General features: G+C 71.6%; 13 protein-coding genes. 4 read left to right on the forward strand and 9 right to left on the reverse strand.

The genetic code is table 11. The annotated features are described in order from the left end of the window. Positions 1-100: 100 nt before the first annotated feature. From ACZ5XZ_RS24650 to uvrB, 4 genes are all read right to left on the reverse strand, one after another. Positions 101-1,090, reverse strand: coding sequence for a TerC family protein (locus tag ACZ5XZ_RS24650; protein WP_468981550.1), 990 nt, complete (start codon positions 1,088-1,090; stop codon positions 101-103). A 324-nt stretch (positions 1,091-1,414) separates the two neighbouring features. Continuing rightward, positions 1,415-3,469, reverse strand: coding sequence for a TerD family protein (locus tag ACZ5XZ_RS24655; protein ID WP_468981552.1), 2,055 nt, complete (start codon positions 3,467-3,469; stop codon positions 1,415-1,417). Between the two features lie 101 nt (positions 3,470-3,570). Beyond that, positions 3,571-4,149 (reverse strand): TerD family protein, encoded by a 579-nt coding sequence (locus ACZ5XZ_RS24660; RefSeq protein WP_468981554.1) that lies wholly within the window; start codon positions 4,147-4,149, stop codon positions 3,571-3,573. A gap of 152 nt (positions 4,150-4,301) precedes the next feature. Further along, positions 4,302-6,431: an excinuclease ABC subunit UvrB gene (uvrB, locus tag ACZ5XZ_RS24665; RefSeq protein ID WP_468981556.1), complete on the reverse strand. Its 2,130-nt coding sequence runs from the start codon at positions 6,429-6,431 to the stop codon at positions 4,302-4,304. A 542-nt stretch (positions 6,432-6,973) separates the two neighbouring features. Here uvrB and ACZ5XZ_RS24670 point away from each other — a divergent pair. The 3 genes from ACZ5XZ_RS24670 (at position 6,974) to ACZ5XZ_RS24680 (ending at position 9,141) form a co-directional block, all read left to right on the forward strand. Beyond that, complete coding sequence (locus ACZ5XZ_RS24670) at positions 6,974-7,867, forward strand: glycerophosphodiester phosphodiesterase (RefSeq protein ID WP_468981558.1); 894 nt, start codon at positions 6,974-6,976, stop codon at positions 7,865-7,867. Positions 7,868-7,956: 89 nt separating this feature from the next. Continuing rightward, positions 7,957-8,544 (forward strand): methylated-DNA--[protein]-cysteine S-methyltransferase, encoded by a 588-nt coding sequence (locus tag ACZ5XZ_RS24675; protein WP_468981560.1) that lies wholly within the window; start codon positions 7,957-7,959, stop codon positions 8,542-8,544. A gap of 54 nt (positions 8,545-8,598) precedes the next feature. Next, a complete protein-coding gene (locus ACZ5XZ_RS24680; RefSeq protein ID WP_468981562.1) occupies positions 8,599-9,141 on the forward strand; it encodes a DUF1697 domain-containing protein in 543 nt (180 codons plus the stop codon). 15 nt (positions 9,142-9,156) lie between these two features. On the opposite strand, the gene ACZ5XZ_RS24685 is transcribed toward ACZ5XZ_RS24680, so the two are convergent. Continuing rightward, positions 9,157-9,627: a type II toxin-antitoxin system PemK/MazF family toxin gene (locus ACZ5XZ_RS24685; RefSeq protein ID WP_468981563.1), complete on the reverse strand. Its 471-nt coding sequence runs from the start codon at positions 9,625-9,627 to the stop codon at positions 9,157-9,159. Between the two features lie 138 nt (positions 9,628-9,765). Between ACZ5XZ_RS24685 and ACZ5XZ_RS24690 the strand changes: the two genes are divergently transcribed. Continuing rightward, a complete protein-coding gene (locus ACZ5XZ_RS24690) occupies positions 9,766-11,193 on the forward strand; it encodes a WGR domain-containing protein (RefSeq protein ID WP_468981565.1) in 1,428 nt (475 codons plus the stop codon). A gap of 16 nt (positions 11,194-11,209) precedes the next feature. Here the strand turns inward: ACZ5XZ_RS24690 and ACZ5XZ_RS24695 are convergent, their stop codons facing one another. From ACZ5XZ_RS24695 to ACZ5XZ_RS24710, 4 genes are all read right to left on the reverse strand, one after another. Next, on the reverse strand, positions 11,210-11,848 hold the full coding sequence (locus ACZ5XZ_RS24695) for a nucleoside/nucleotide kinase family protein (protein WP_468981567.1): 639 nt from the start codon (positions 11,846-11,848) through the stop codon (positions 11,210-11,212). A 41-nt stretch (positions 11,849-11,889) separates the two neighbouring features. Beyond that, entirely contained in the window at positions 11,890-12,342 is a 453-nt protein-coding gene (locus ACZ5XZ_RS24700; RefSeq protein ID WP_468981570.1) for a hypothetical protein, read from the reverse strand. 103 nt (positions 12,343-12,445) lie between these two features. Then, complete coding sequence (locus tag ACZ5XZ_RS24705) at positions 12,446-13,381, reverse strand: IclR family transcriptional regulator domain-containing protein (RefSeq protein ID WP_468981572.1); 936 nt, start codon at positions 13,379-13,381, stop codon at positions 12,446-12,448. 165 nt (positions 13,382-13,546) lie between these two features. Beyond that, positions 13,547-14,491 carry a quinone oxidoreductase family protein gene (locus ACZ5XZ_RS24710; RefSeq protein ID WP_468981573.1) on the reverse strand — a complete coding sequence of 315 codons (945 nt, stop codon included), beginning with the start codon at positions 14,489-14,491 and terminating at the stop codon, positions 13,547-13,549. Between the last annotated feature and the right edge of the window lie 547 nt (positions 14,492-15,038).

A 15,038-nucleotide genomic window follows, 5' to 3' on the forward strand; every position in this document is an offset into this window, starting at 1 on the left:
GTTCTCTCTTTGTCTCCCGGGGGGTCGTGGGCCCCCCCGCTCTGGTGTGGGGGGCGCCCCCCCCCCCGCGCCGTCAACTGTGCGCCGGGGGCCTCGGGCCTCAGGCGTCGACGCTCTCCTTGTCGGCAGCCGCGGCCTCGGCAGCCGCCTGCTTCTTCGAGGCGCGCAGGCTGGTGATCGTCGTGACGACGAGCACGGCGCAGATGACGCCCAGGGAGACCGGAATGCTGATCTCCGGAACGGCCACCCCGGACTCGTGCAGCGCGTGCAGTACGAGCTTCACGCCGATGAAGCCCAGGATGATCGACAGGCCGTAGGAGAGGTGGACCAGCTTCTTCAGCAGCCCCCCGATCAGGAAGTACAGCTGCCGCAGGCCCATCAGGGCGAAGGCGTTGGCGGTGAAGACGATGTACGGGTCCTGGGTGAGACCGAAGATCGCGGGGATGGAGTCCAGCGCGAACAGGACGTCGGTGGTGCCGATAGCCAGCATGACGATCAGCATCGGCGTCATCAGCCGCTTGCCGTTCTCGACGATGAACAGCTTGGTGCCGTGGTACTTGTCGGTCGACGGGAAGCGCTTCTCGACCAGCTTCAGGAAGCGGTTCTCCTCGAACTCCTCGTCCTCCTCCTCGGCACGGGCCTCCTTGATGAGCTTCCAGGCGGTCCAGATGAGGAACGCCCCGAAGATGTAGAACACCCAGGAGAAGTTGGCGATGATCGCGGCGCCGGCGCCGATGAAGCCGGCCCGCAGCACCAGCGCGATCAGCACGCCGACCATCAGCACGCGCTGCTGGTAGATCGCGGGGACCGCGAACTTCGCCATGATCAGCACGAAGACGAAGAGGTTGTCGACGCTCAGGGACTTCTCGGTGATGAAGCCCGCGAAGAACTCACCGGCCGGCGCGGTGCCGCCGAAGAGCAACAGCCCGAGGCCGAACAGCGCGGCGAGCGCGATCCAGACGCCGGTCCAGATTCCGGCCTCCTTGAGGGAGACCTCATGCGGTTTGCGTCCACCGATGAAGAAATCGGCGGCTATCAGGGCACAGAGACCAAGGATGGTCAGGACCCACAGGTTCAGGGAAACGTCCACTGCTCCTCCGGCAGAGTCGTACGGCACTCACAGCGTCGTCGCTGCCGGAGGTCTCTTCCGCCCCGTTCCACCCGAGGGAACGGGGCCGACGCCCCGGGATCTCGTCACACTCGCAATCCGTGATGACGGGTACGTCGTGGTGGGAATACTCCCCTCCGCACCAAGAAGGGTAAAGGAAGGCCAAGTAATAGTAAAGAGATAGGTAAAGGTGCTGGTCAGGGTGGTAATTGAGGTGCTGGGCAGGAGTCCGGCCCGCCAGGGTTCGCGGGCCGCGCGGGAGCAGGAACCGGCTCGGCCGCGTCCCATACGGGAGCGTCGTCCGGGTCAGCCGCGTCCCGCGTCGCGGGCCTGGGCGACCCGGCCGAGCACCTGGCGCACCACCTGGCTGCCCCTCGGGGCGAGCGGCGGCTCATACGTCCAGGCGTGGCCGACCCAGGGATCGGCCAGGTGCGCGTCGGGCACCGGCGTGATCCGCAGCAGCGAGCGCCACAGCGGGTCCAGGACCGGGCCGTACTCCCGGGCCTGGGCGCGGTCGGCGACCATCATCAGATGCACCCCGGCCGCGGGGCCCTCGTCGGCCAGATAGCGGAGCTGGGTCAGGGCGCGGTCGTCGAAGCCGTGCGGGAAGTCATGCACGATCAGCAGCTGCTCGGCGGTGTCCAGATCCGGCGGCAGCGCATCGGCGGCCCGGCTGCGCAGGGCCATCTGGACGAGGTCCACCCGCCGGGTCAGCTCCTCAAGGACCGTGGCCACGCCCTTGGCGCCGGGAACCGGTGCCGCGGGCAGCACGCCGGACTCCAGGAGCGGTGCCAGCGCCGGCGCCGCCGTGCCGCCCGGGTCGATGACCTGGACCGCGAACTCGCCGGCGGGGTGGACCGCGAGCAACCGGGCGGCGATGGCCACGGCGGTCTCCGTGGCGAGCCGGCGCAGCTCGACCTCGTCCGGCGGCCCGTCCGCCAGTGCGCTGCCCAGCTCCCGCCGGCCGTACTCGCGCTCGGGGAGGGAGCCGCCGCGGTCGTAGGCATCCGGCCCGCTGTCGATCCACAGGCCGCGCTCCAGGGGGAGGCGGACGAGCATGGGGATGCGCAGGTCCAGGACCTCCGGAAGGTGCAGATCGCCCAGGCGCAGCGCCATCGGGCGCTCCAGCGGTACGTGATAGCCCTGCCATACGGGGTTGTCCCAGCGGGCGAAGGCGGGCGGCAGCGCCGGCTCCACGACCTCCGACTCGGCCGCGAGCTGCCCGAGGTCGCGGTCCAGGGCGGCCCGGGCCTGGGTGACCAGGGTGGCGTGCTTGTCGCGGGCGGTGGCACGGGCGGCATCGGCGGCCGTACCGAGGCGGTTGCGCGGGTCGGAGAGGGCCTTGTCGAGCTCCTGCTCCAGGCGGGACTCGGCGAAGTCGGACGCGCTGCGGTACGCCGCGACCGAACGGGCCAGGTCCTCGAACATGCCCCAGACCTGGTTGTAGAGCCGCTCCTCCATGCTCCATCCGGCGGCGTCACCGGCGACGGGGAGCGGGGGGCCGTCGGAAGCGGCGGGGCCGGCCGGGGCCGGACCGGTGGGTGCGGGGGCGCTGCGGCGCGCGGGGTGCCGGTAGTCGACGGGGCCGTGGGACGCCGGGGACGCGGCGGCCTTGGGCGCGGCCCCGGCCGCCGCTCCGGCGGTGCCGGACCCCGCCGCGCCGGTGCCGGATGCCGCCGAGGCGTCGGCTGCCGTCGGGGCGGGGGCGGGCTGCTGCGCGGTGGGCGCGGGGGCCGTACCCGCCGCGGAGCGCTCCGGCCGTTCGGACCGGCCCGCCGCGGCGGGCGCGGGCGCCGGGACCGCGCGGGCGTGCCCCAGGCCGACCGCCCGCTCGATCTCCGCGGCGAGCTCCGCCGCCTGCGCGAGCCCCTGGTCGCGCAGCATCGCGGTGAGGCCGTCGGCGTACCCCTGGCCCACCGCGCGCACCTTCCAGGCGCCCTGCCTGCGGTACAGCTCCACGGCGACGACCGCGGACTCGGCCCCCAGGCCGGTGATGGTGTAGTCGGCCAGGGGGGTGCCGTCGAGGCCGGTGACCGCCACGGACGGCGCGGCGGCGGCGCCGAAGGTGGTCAGCGCGCCGATGCCGGTGGGCAGCGCCAGCAGGACGCTGACCCGGTGGACGGCGTCGGGCAGCGCGTCGAGGTCGACCGCGATGCGGTGCTCGGCGGCCGCCTGACGGGGAACCTCGATGCCGGTGCGCCGGGGCTCGCCGGGGTGGGCCACCGCCTCGGCTCCCGGGATCCTGCCCTGCTCGTCGCCGAGCGTCACCCCGGCCACGACGGGGCCGCCCGCCGTGATCCGGATCTCCACCCGTGTGCGGTCCAGCGGATGGTTCTGCCCCCGGACCAGCTCGGCCGTCATCGTTGTTCCCCCTGATGGTGATCGCGTCCCGGGCCGGGCCCGGGCGCAGGCCCGGGGATGCGGCGGCACGGCCCGGGGCGCGCCGCCGCGATGTGCGGTGCTTACAGGTGCGGCACGATCGCCGGCACCAGGTCCTGGAACGTACGGCCCACGGCGGGCTCGCCGATGGCGGTCATCTGCCAGCCGCTGCCCGCACGGTGCACCTTGGCCATCACCTGGGCGGTGTAGTTGCCACCGCCCGTAAGGGTGTAGCGGGCCAGCTCCTGGCCGTTGGTCTCGTCCACCAGCCGGCAGAAGGCGTCCTGCACCTCGGTGAAGGTCTGGCCGGTGAACGAGTTGACCGTGAACACGATCTGGTCGATGTGCACCGGCAGCCGTGCCAGGTCGACCAGGATCGCCTCGTCGTCGCCGCCCTGCCCCGCGCCGCCGACCAGGTTGTCGCCGGTGTGCCGGACGGCGCCGTCATCGCTGATCAGGTGCTGGAAGAAGACGACGTCTATCGGCTTCTTGTCGGCGAACAGCACCGCGGAGGCGTCGAGGTCGATCTCGTTGGTGCGCCTCCCGAACAGGCCGCGGCGCGGCGCCGAGCGCCACCCCAGCCCCATCCGCACCGCGGTCAGCGTTCCGCCGTCGGACTTCTGCAGGCTGATGCCCTGCCCCTTGGACAAATTGACCGACACGCGCCGTCCCTTCTCCGTACTGTCCCCGCCCAGCTCTCCGGCGGGCCCCCTCGACCCTACGCACGACGGCGGACCCGGGGCGCGCCGGGCCCGCGTTTTGTGGCGTTTCTGCAACACCGGGGCGGCTGCGGCCCGCCCGTCGCGGCCCGGCGTCACTGCACGCCGGCCTCCCTCATTTGCCGCAGCTCCTTCTTCAGTTCACCCACCTCGTCGCGCAGCCGGGCGGCGACTTCGAACTGCAGCTCGGCCGCGGCGGCCCGCATCCGCTCCGTCATCTCCTCGATGAGTTCGGCCAGTTCGGCGGCGGGACGGTCCGTCAGCACCGCACCCGCCTTGCCCTTGCCCTTGCCCGCCTGTGCACCGAGCGACGGGACCGGGGCCTTGCCCTTGGCCTCCTTGGCCTCGCCCGACTTGCGGTAGCCCGTGCCCAGCAGTTCCTGGGTGTCGATCTCCTCGCGGGCGATCGTGGCGACGATGTCGCCGATCTTCTTGCGGAGCGGCTGCGGGTCGATGCCGTGCTCCTTGTTGTACGCCAGCTGCTTCTCGCGCCGGCGGTTGGTCTCGTCGATGGCCTTCGCCATCGCCGGGGTGACCTTGTCGGCGTACATGTGCACCTGGCCGGAGACGTTGCGCGCCGCGCGTCCGATCGTCTGGATCAGCGCCGAACCGGACCGCAGGAAGCCCTCCTTGTCGGCGTCCAGAATGGCCACCAGGGAGACCTCGGGAAGGTCGAGGCCCTCCCGCAGCAGGTTGATGCCCACCAGGACGTCGTATTCACCCGATCGCAGCTCGCGCAGCAGCTCCACGCGTCGCAGCGTGTCCACGTCGCTGTGCAGGTAGCGGACCTGGATGCCGAGCTCCAGGAAGTAGTCGGTGAGGTCCTCGGCCATCTTCTTGGTGAGGGTGGTGACCAGGACGCGCTCGTCCTTCTCCGTACGTGCCCTGATCTCGTGCACCAGATCGTCGATCTGCCCGTCGGTGGGCTTGACCACCACCTCCGGGTCGACCAGGCCGGTCGGGCGGATGATCTGCTCCACGAAGCCGTCGCCGCGGGCGAGCTCGTACGGCCCGGGGGTCGCGGACAGGTAGACCGTCTGGCCGATGCGCTCCAGGAACTCCTCCCACTTCAGCGGGCGGTTGTCCAGGGCGGACGGCAGCCGGAAGCCGTGGTCGACGAGGGTGCGCTTACGGGAGGCGTCGCCCTCGTACATCGCACCGATCTGCGGGACGGTGACATGCGACTCGTCGATGACCAGGAGGAAGTCGTCCGGGAAGTAGTCGATGAGGGTGTTGGGCGCGGAACCGGGCTCGCGGCCGTCCATGTGCATCGAGTAGTTCTCGATGCCCGAGCAGGACCCGATCTGCCGCATCATCTCGATGTCGTACGTGGTGCGCATGCGCAGCCGCTGGGCCTCGAGCATCTTGCCCTGCTTCTCCAGGGTGGCCAGGCGGTCGGCCAGCTCGGCCTCGATCCCGGCGATGGCCCGCTCCATGCGCTCCGGACCGGCGATGTAGTGGCTGGCCGGGAAGATGTACAGCTCCTGGTCCTCGCTGATGACCTCGCCGGTGAGCGGGTGGAGGGTGGACAGCGCCTCGATCTCGTCGCCGAACATCTCGATCCGCACGGCCAGCTCTTCGTAGACCGGGAAGATCTCGATGGTGTCGCCCCGGACCCGGAAGGTGCCCCGGGTGAAGGCCACGTCGTTGCGGGTGTACTGGATGTCGACGAAGCGGCGCAGCAGCTGGTCGCGGTCGAATTCGTCGCCGACCTTCAGCGGGACCATCCGGTCGACGTACTCCTGCGGCGTACCCAGGCCGTAGATGCAGGACACCGAGGCGACCACGACGACGTCACGCCGCGTGAGCAGCGAATTCGTCGCGGAGTGGCGCAGCCGTTCGACCTCCTCGTTGATCGAGGAGTCCTTCTCGATGTACGTATCGGACTGCGGGACGTAGGCCTCGGGCTGGTAGTAGTCGTAGTAGGAGACGAAGTACTCGACGGCGTTGTTCGGCAGCAGCTCGCGGAATTCGTTGGCGAGCTGGGCCGCGAGGGTCTTGTTGGGCGCCATGACGAGTGTCGGGCGCTGCAGCTTCTCGATCATCCATGCGGTGGTCGCCGACTTGCCGGTGCCGGTGGCGCCCAGCAGGACGACGTCCTTTTCACCCCCGCGGATGCGCCGCTCCAGCTCGGCGATGGCCGCCGGCTGGTCGCCGTTGGGCTGGTAGGGGCTGACGACCTCGAAGGGCGCCACCGTGCGTTCGATCTTTGATTCGGGCCGCATGGGATCCACCGTACGACCCAGCACTGACAATCGGCGGGGAATCGCTCCGACCTGCGGATTTACCGCGGCGCCGGCCGGCGTGGCGGGACTGCTCGGCGGGCGGGGGACGCCGGGCGGCGACGGCGCGACGGCGCGTTGGGCCAGGGGCGTCACGGCCGTGGCAGGCGCCGGGCGCACGGCCGGGGAGCCCCCTTGCCATGAAAGCGGTGCGCTCGCGCGCGGAGCGGGGTCACGGCGGCCCCTCTTTCACTACATATGACCAAAACCGGTCAGAAGCACGAGGGGTGACGCACCATCGGTCAAGATGCGCAGATGCCGCGACTCCGGCAAGTTGGACGGCATCGGAGCGCACGTCTGTTGCACGGCTTTTCCGGGCATCCTGCAATTGCGCGAACGCTCCACGGAAGACCGGCCATTTCTCGTTCAGCCCTCGGCCACCGTACGACCGCCTCCCGCTCTGGCCCGGCTGTGAGCCTCTGCCCGTCCGACCCGGTACACGTCACTCACGTCCGCTCACGCCCACGACGTCACGAGGAGTCCGTATGCGTATCCGCCCCGTCGCCACCGTTGTCGCCGGTGCGCTCATGGGTCTGTCCGCGCTCGTCCTCTCCACCAACGCCGCCCAGGCCTCACCGCACGGACACACTCCGGTGACGGTCGCCCACCGCGGCGCCTCGTCGTACGCGCCCGAGAACACCCTCGCCTCCATCGACGCGGCCGCCGAGCTCGGCATCGAATGGGTCGAGAACGACGTTCAGCGCACCAAGGACGGTGAGCTGGTCATCCTCCATGACAACTCGCTCGCCCGGACGACGAACGTCAAGAAGGTCTTCCCCGACCGCTCCCCCTGGAACGTCGCGGACTTCACCCTCAAGGAGATCGAGAAGCTGGACGCGGGCAGCTGGTTCGGGCAGAAGTTCGAGGGCGAGCGGGTGCCGACGCTCGAGGACTACATGGACGAGGTCGAGCACAACGACCAGAACCTGCTGATGGAGCTCAAGTCGCCGGAGCTCTATCCGGGCATCGAGCGGCAGACCCTCCTCGAGCTGCGCCGCGGCGGCTGGCTGGACAGGGACCACGTCAAGCACCGTCTGATCATCCAGAGCTTCAACGCCGACACCCTCAAGACCGTGCACACGCTCCGGCCGGACCTCAAGACGGGCTTCCTGGGCAACCCGTCCGTCGCCGACCTCCCGAAGTTCGCCAAGTACTGCGATCAGATCAATCCGGTCCACACGGCGGTCACCCCGGAGTACGTCGCCGCCGTACACGGCCTGAAGGGCCCGCACCGCCGGCAGCTGGACCTGTACACCTGGACCGTCGACGACCCGGCCGTCGCGCTCAAGCTCGCCGACCTGGATGTGGACGGCATCATCACCAACAAGCCCGATGTGGTGCAGGACGCGCTGGAGAACAGGAACAAGAGCGGCGCCTGAGCGCCCGGCACCGACGGGGAGCGGCACCAGGCGGCGACAGCCGGGCCGTTCCCCGTCGCATTGTCGGTGGCCCGTCCTACCCTGATCAGGTGACGCATTCCGAGCAGGTTTCCGAGCAGGCCCCCGCACCGCCGGCAGGATCCGCGGCTCGGCGCGAGTGGGCCTGGGCCCGTCTGGAGACCCCGATCGGCCCGCTGCTGCTCGCCGCGACCCGGGAGGGCCTGGCCCAGGTGGTCTTCCATGCCGACGAGCGGACGACCCGCCGCGCGCTGACCCGACTGGAGCAGTTCTTCGGCGGGCCACCGCTCCCGGAGACCCCCCATCTGGCGACGGCCACCGCCGAGCTCACCGCCTACTTCTCCGGGGATCTGCGGTCCTTCACCGTCCCCCTGGACTGGTCGCTGTCCTCCGGCTTCAACGCCCGGGTCCTGCACGCCCTGGCCTCCGGCGTCCCCTACGGCAGCGTGGTCGGCTATCAGGACCTCGCCGACCGGGTCGGGGAGCCGGGCGCGGCCCGTGCGGTGGGCGCGGCGATGGGCTCCAATCCGCTGCCGGTCGTCGTCCCCTGCCACCGCGTCGTGGCCAGCGACGGCGGGATCGGCGGCTTCGGCGGCGGCCTGGAGACCAAGCGCCTGCTGCTGGCCCTCGAAGGTGTGCTGCCCGCCCCGCTCTTCTGATCCCGGCCGTCGTCCGTCCGCACCCGGGCCGGACCCCTCACGAATGGCAGCGCCATGTCCCGTCAGATCGCTCTGCTCCGCGGCATCAACGTCGGAGGCCACAACTCCTTCCCCAAGGCCAGGCAGCTGGAGCTGGCCGTGTCCCTGGGGTTCCAGGACGTCTCCGTCCTGCTGCAGACCGGCAACATCGTCTTCGCCGACCCCGGTACGCCGCCCGAGGAGACCGCCCGGACGATCGAGGACGGGATCGCCGCCGAGCTCGGCCTGACGGTGCCGGTCGTCGTCCGCACCCGCGACGAGCTGGCCGCCGCCGTCGCCGCGAATCCGTTTCCGCAGGCCGTGCCGGAGCCCAAGAGCCTGCATGTGACGTTCCTGTCGGCGGTGCCTGCCGACACCTCCCGGCTGGACGCGCTCGCCCCGGCCGCGTTCGCGCCCGACCGGTTCCGGCTGACCGGGCGCGAACTGTATCTGTGGTGCCCGGGCGGCATCGGCCGCTCCAAGCTCGCCGCCGCCGTGAGCCGCGCCCCCCTCGGGGTGACGGCCACCGCCCGCAACTGGAACACCGTCACCAAGCTGCTGGCCGTGGCGGACGCCTGACGCCCAGTGTTGCCGTCAGCGCCAGCCGTAGCGCTCGCGCAGCCGGTTGACGACGAGGTTGAAGCGGCCGCGGTCCAGCGCGCAGGCCTCGCGCCGCATCCCGGCCGGGTGCACCCGCAGCACACGGTCCACCGCCACCCATGAGTCGCGCCCCGCGCGGTCCCACGGGCCGGCCCCGATGGGGACCCACTCCCGGTCGTTGTTGTGCCGCTTGCTGGAGAGCTGGACGGCCAGCAGCGTGCCGCGGGTCTCCCGCGCGACGACGAGCACCGGCCGGTCCTTGCCCCGCCCGTCGTTCTCCTCGTAGGGCACCCACGTCCACACGATCTCGCCGGGGTCCGGGTCGCCGTCCGGGTCGGGCGCGTAGGACGTCTGAACGGCGCCGACGGAGCGCGGCCGGGCCTCCACGGTTGCGGTGGGGCCCTGGCTGCCGGGCAGCGCGGCGGCCGCGTCGGACGGGGCGGAAGCGTTGAATGAAGTGGTCACCCCCTCACGCTAACCGCCCGCGCGGGCAGGGCTGTCGGCGGTCCGCGGCAGGCGCTCGAAGACCGATTGTCAGTGGCCGGCCGTACGGTTTTCAGCAGCGGGGGACGGCCGTCGGAGCCGCCCGGGGAGGGGAGATCCATGTCCGTGACCACGACGTATCTGGAGCTGTCGCAAGACGGCGGCGGCGCCCACAAGTTCTACGAGGTGACGGTGGAGGACACGGTCGTCTCGGTGCGCTACGGGCGCATCGGCGCGGCCGGCCAGCGGCAGGCCTCGACGTTCCCGACGCGGGAGAAGGCGCAGGCCGCGGCCGCCAGGAAGATCGGCGAGAAGGTCCGCAAGGGCTACGCCCCTGCCGTCCAGGGGCAGCGCTCCGCCCGTCCGGTGACGCGACGCCAGGTGACGTCCGCCCCGTCGACGGCCCGCGCGGTCGCGCCGGTGCTGTGGCGGTTCCGTACGGGCGCCGCGGCGTTCGGCATCCACATCTCCGAGGACCGCTGCTGGGTCGGCAATCAGAGCGGGGACGTCTACACGCTCGGCCACGACGGTGAGGTGCTGGCGCGCTATCAGCTCCCCGACGGCGTCAAGTGCCTGGTGGCGGACGACTTCTGGATCTACGCCGGCTGCGACGACGGCACGGTCTACGACCTGTCCTCCAAGCTCCCCTTCGCGGCCTACGACGTCGCCCCCGACGTCGACATCTTCTGGCTCGACATCCGGGAGGGCATTCTCCACGTCGCCGACCGCAACGGCGGGCTGACGGTCATCGACCACGAGGACGAGTACCAGTGGTCCCGGCGCAGCCCCGGTGAGCACGCCTGGATGGTGCGGAGGGACGAACGCGCCGTCTACCACGGCCACCAGCGCGGTGTGACCGCCTACGCCGCCGACGGCAGCGGCGAGTTGTGGCACACCCCGACCAACGGCGCGGTCCTGTTCGGCTGGCAGGAGGACCACTCGGTGTACGCCGGCACGAACCGCAAGGTCGTGCAGCGGCTGTCGAAGGCCGGCGGAGCGCTGGAGGCCGCCTACCAGTGCGACACGGTCGTCTACTCCTGCGCCACGGCCCCCGGTGGCCGCTATGTCTTCGCCGGCGACTCGGCCTCGTCGGTGTACTGCTTCGCCGCCGACGGCACCCGCCTGTGGAAGCTGGGCACCGGCGGCGGATCGGCGCTGTCGATGCAGTATCTGGACGAGAAGCTGTACATGGTCACCACGGACGGCTCGCTGGTGTGCGTCGACGCGAGCGACGCGGCCATCGCCGCCGCCCAGTCGGGCACGGTGCCGGTGGCCCGGGATGTGAAGTCGGCCGCCGCGCTGCCCACGTACACCCCGTCGGCCACGGTGCAGACGGTGACGTCCGCCGCCTCGGGGATCGTGGTGGAGTGCGTGCAGGAAAGCGGCCGGCTGCGGGTCCATGTGGTCTCCGAGGGCTACGAGCCGTCCTGGAACGTCCAGTTCCCGCGCCATATACGCCGGGCCGGGGCGCGGTATGTCGTCGAGGACCTGTCGGCGGCCTCGGGCGGCTTCTACCGCGTCCGGGGCGAGATCCGGCAGCTCGTCTGAGGTCCGGGCCCGGCGCTCAGACGGGTCCGCTCCAGGCCGGCCGACGGGGATCGTCGGCCCGTACGACGACATCCGCCGCCTCTTCGGGCCGTGTCTCGGCCTCGTAGCGCGCGAAGGCGGGCAGCGTCCAGCGCTCGCCCTCAGGGGTGCGACGGGCGAGCGCGGCCGGCGAGAGCTTCAGGTGGACGGAGAGATCGAAGGGAAACCAGTGACCGAGCAGCAGGGGGCCGTGCAGCAGCAGGACACCGCCCGGCGGCAGCGTCACGTACGCACTGCGCGTCGCCCGGTCCGCCAGCGGATCCCACAGGTCCGGGAGCACCCGCCCGGTGCCGCCGGGATCCAGCGGCTGGAAGACCTCACGCCACAGCGCCTGCCGGTCGAACCACTCGTCGTGGTAGGCGTCGGGATCCTCACGGCCGTACTCCAGCCGCAGGGAGGCGGGACGCAGAAAGCCGAAGGTGCCGGCCTTGTGCACCGCCCGCCCCCGGAGCCGCAGCGCCTCGGCGAGCCGGGCCGCCAGGTCGCCGGGCGCGGCAGCGGGAGCCCCGTCGACGGCCACTCTCAGCCAGGGACTCCCGTCCTTCGCCGTCGTCGTGACGATGCGCTCGGCGAGCGCGTCGGTGAGCCGTTCCCAGGTGATCGCTTCGAGCCGCACACCGCCATTCTGCCCGGTCGCACAGTGCGCGGCGCGGCGCGTCAGCCGGAGTGCGGCCGGCCTGGCGGCGAGTGGAAGGTGGAGCCCTCGGTTACGAAGCCGACCTGGATCACCGGAGCGTGGTGGACACCGCCGTTGATGGTGTTGTACGCATTCTGGACCGTCGTGCGGTCCCGGTCGGGCGCCACCTCGTCGAGCAGGGCGCGCAGTTCGGCCGCCGCGGCCGGGTCCTCGCGCAGCGACCGCTGCAGCCGCAGCCGCCAGGCCGTGGTCACGCCGTCCACGCCGTCCTGGTCGCCCTCCTGCCGGGCGGCCACGAGATCGGCACGGGAGACCTCCAGCTCGCCCTCGACCGCCTCCTCGTCCGCGGTGCCCCGGCGCCGGGCGAGGAAGGCCGCCATCCTGCCGCGGACCGCCGTCCAGCCGTCCGTCGCCATCTGCTGCACCAGCGTCGTCGCCCCCGCCGTGGCGAGCGCCACCAACTCCGGTTCCATGGGACCCCCTTGTGCGTCGTCGGTACTTCATTGTGCGGCTTCCGGCCCCGCCCCGGAGAGGAGGCCCCGGTTCATGACGGGCCTGGTGGGCTGGTGGCGCCGTTCAGGCCTGGTCGGCGGCCGGGCGGGCGGCTCCGTAGCGGCTGAGTTCGGCCGCCGCCTCCTTCGTCGCCTCGATGACGCTGTGGGGGGCCGTCGGCATCACGGACTTGAGCTTGAGCAGCAGGACCGCGCCCATGATGGAGCCGTCCCACATGATCGGCGCCGCGCAGGAGTTCCATCCGGCCATGCACTCCTCGTACCCGAGTGCGTATCCGAGGTCGCGCACCTCCGCGAGGGACGCCATCAGCGCGTTGTTGTCCCGGTAGACGCCCGGTCCCGCCTGGTCGGGTACGGGCTCGGCCAGCACCCGCTGCTGCAGTACCTCCGGCAGGTAGGCGAGGATCGTCCGCCCGGAGGCGCCGGTGCGCAGGGAACGCGTCACGGACAGCACATCGCGCGGCGTCATGCCCAGCTCCGCGAGGTCGGAGTCGCCGACGGCCATGTCGACGCACTGCCGTTGCGCGCCGGAGAACGGCGCCACCATGTAGAGGAACACCAGCCCGCCGTCGGTGGCCGTCCGCAGGTCGCCGAGCACCGTCTGCGCGCCGTCGAGGCGGTGGTCGAGGGCGGTGAAGGCGAGCTGGGCGGCGGAGGTCCGCAGCCGGTAGAGGCCCCGGTCCACCCGCTCGAAGATCCGCTGGTAGATGCCGGACTGCAGGATGCGGTAGACGACCGAGTCGTCCAGGCCGGTGAATTCGGCGATCTCGCCGGGCCCATGGGCGGATCCGCCCAGTTCGGCGAAGGCCGTCTGGACGAGGAAGACCCGCTCGGCATGGCTGGATCCCGACGTCCGGGAGCCCGCGGACGACGCGCCCTTGGCCGTCTGGCGCGCGCTCTTGGGACGGCCCGCACCATCGGACTCGACGACGGCGCCCGAAGCGGAGGCGGGCGCGGCGGCCGAGGCCGCCGGTTGGGACGCTGTGGTGCTGTTGCCCATCGTGTGTTCTCTCCCCTGACAGTGTTCCGCGCCCGAAGACGCACGGCATTTCCCCTACGAGCGGGCACCCCCGTCTCCCGCGACTCGGACCGCGCTTCCCGGCGGCCGGCCCCGGGGTGCGCTCCCGGAGCCGTTGTGCCCGCCCGGTGCCCCGGACTACCGGAATCAGCGGGTGACGTCGAGGGCCAGCTTCCCGGTCCGGGTGCGGGCGGCGAGGTCGTGGTGCACCCGCGCCGCCTCGCCGAGCGGGTGGACGCCGCCGGTCAGCGGCTTGAGCGAACCGTCGGCGACCGCGCCGAACAGCGCCTGCATGGACGTCGGCAGCGCCGTGCGGTCCGCGTAGAGCTGCGGCAGCCAGAAGCCCGAGAGGGTGATGGACCGCGCCATCAGGTCACGCGTCGGCACGCTCGTCAGGTCGCCGCCGGCGAACCCGTAGACGGCCAGCCGGCCGCGCGGTGCCACGGCGGCGAGGATCTGCTCGAAGGTGACGCCGCCGGTCATCTCCAGTGCGGCCTCGACCGGGCCGCCGGCCGCCTCCAGGATGCGCTCCGTCAGATCCTCGGCGGTCGAGTCGACGACCGCGTGAGCGCCCAACTCCTGGGCCAGCTTGCGCTTCTCCGGGGAGCCCGCGAGGGCGACGACCCGGGCCCCGGCGTGCGCGGCGAGCTGGACGGCCAGCGAGCCGACACCGCCCGCCGCGGCCGGTACGACGACGGTCTCGCCGGCGGTGATCCGCAGCGAGGTGAACAGCAGATGCCAGGCGCTGTTGCCCTGCAGCGCCAGCGCGACGGCCTGTTCGTCGCTGACCGCGTCGGGTACGTCCCAGGTGACGCGGCGGTGCAGCAGGGCCCGCTCCGCGTATCCGCCGCCGCGGCACAGGCCGACGACGCGCCGCGTGCCGTCCACGGTCCCCACGACCTCGTTGCCGGGCGTGTACGGCAGCTCCACGGGCTTGAGATAGGTGTTCTCCCGTACGTGCACGTCCGCATAATTGACGCCCGCCAGAGTCACATCGACCAGCGAGTGGCCGGCGCGGGGCGCGGGCTCGGGCGCGTCCTCGAGCCGCAGCACGTCCGGGCCGCCGAATTCTCGCATCACAATCGCGCGCACGACTCTCCCTCAGGTTCTCCGGTGCGGTGCCCGCACAGGGTAGGCACGGCGCCGACCGGAGCGTCGGAGTCCGATCATTTCGCGCCAACCCTCCGGGGGTTCGCCCGCCGCAACCCTCCCTCTCACGAGGATTTCCCGCGCGTTTTCTCGCGACGCGAGAAATCAGCGCGGCGTTTTCCACCCATTACACCGTTTTGCTTCAGATCTACCCATCGGTATCCCCGAGGTGGCTCTCACGCATCCCTTGCTTAAACCTGGCTACCGGATGTGATCGCCGCCGCCTACGATCCGAATCGTGTCCGCCGTTGACCAGATGTGACGGCTGCGTCCCCAGGGGCAGAGCGCGCTGCGCGAGGCAGTGGTGCTCGCCCGCCCCACCCGGTGACACGGGCGGGTGGCGGAGGGCGTGGCCGCGCGCAGGGCAACCCGGGCACGGCCTGAGGGGGAATCATGATGGGGAAATCGGGGGGCGGGGGGGGGGGGGGGGGGGGGGGGGGGAGGGGGGGGGAGGGGGGGGGGGGGGAGACAGAGAGGAAAAGGGGGAGGG

The sequence above is a fragment of the Streptomyces sp. NPDC033270 genome, from assembly GCF_055576575.1.

Coding starts and splice junctions, on each gene's coding strand:
- ACZ5XZ_RS24655 (WP_468981552.1), bottom strand. CDS start 3,469: ATGACGGCCGAGCTGGTCCGGGGGCAGAACCATCCGCTGGACCGCACA.
- uvrB (WP_468981556.1), bottom strand. CDS start 6,431: ATGCGGCCCGAATCAAAGATCGAACGCACGGTGGCGCCCTTCGAGGTC.
- ACZ5XZ_RS24670 (WP_468981558.1), top strand. CDS start 6,974: ATGCGTATCCGCCCCGTCGCCACCGTTGTCGCCGGTGCGCTCATGGGT.
- ACZ5XZ_RS24680 (WP_468981562.1), top strand. CDS start 8,599: ATGTCCCGTCAGATCGCTCTGCTCCGCGGCATCAACGTCGGAGGCCAC.
- ACZ5XZ_RS24690 (WP_468981565.1), top strand. CDS start 9,766: ATGTCCGTGACCACGACGTATCTGGAGCTGTCGCAAGACGGCGGCGGC.
- ACZ5XZ_RS24700 (WP_468981570.1), bottom strand. CDS start 12,342: ATGGAACCGGAGTTGGTGGCGCTCGCCACGGCGGGGGCGACGACGCTG.
- ACZ5XZ_RS24705 (WP_468981572.1), bottom strand. CDS start 13,381: ATGGGCAACAGCACCACAGCGTCCCAACCGGCGGCCTCGGCCGCCGCG.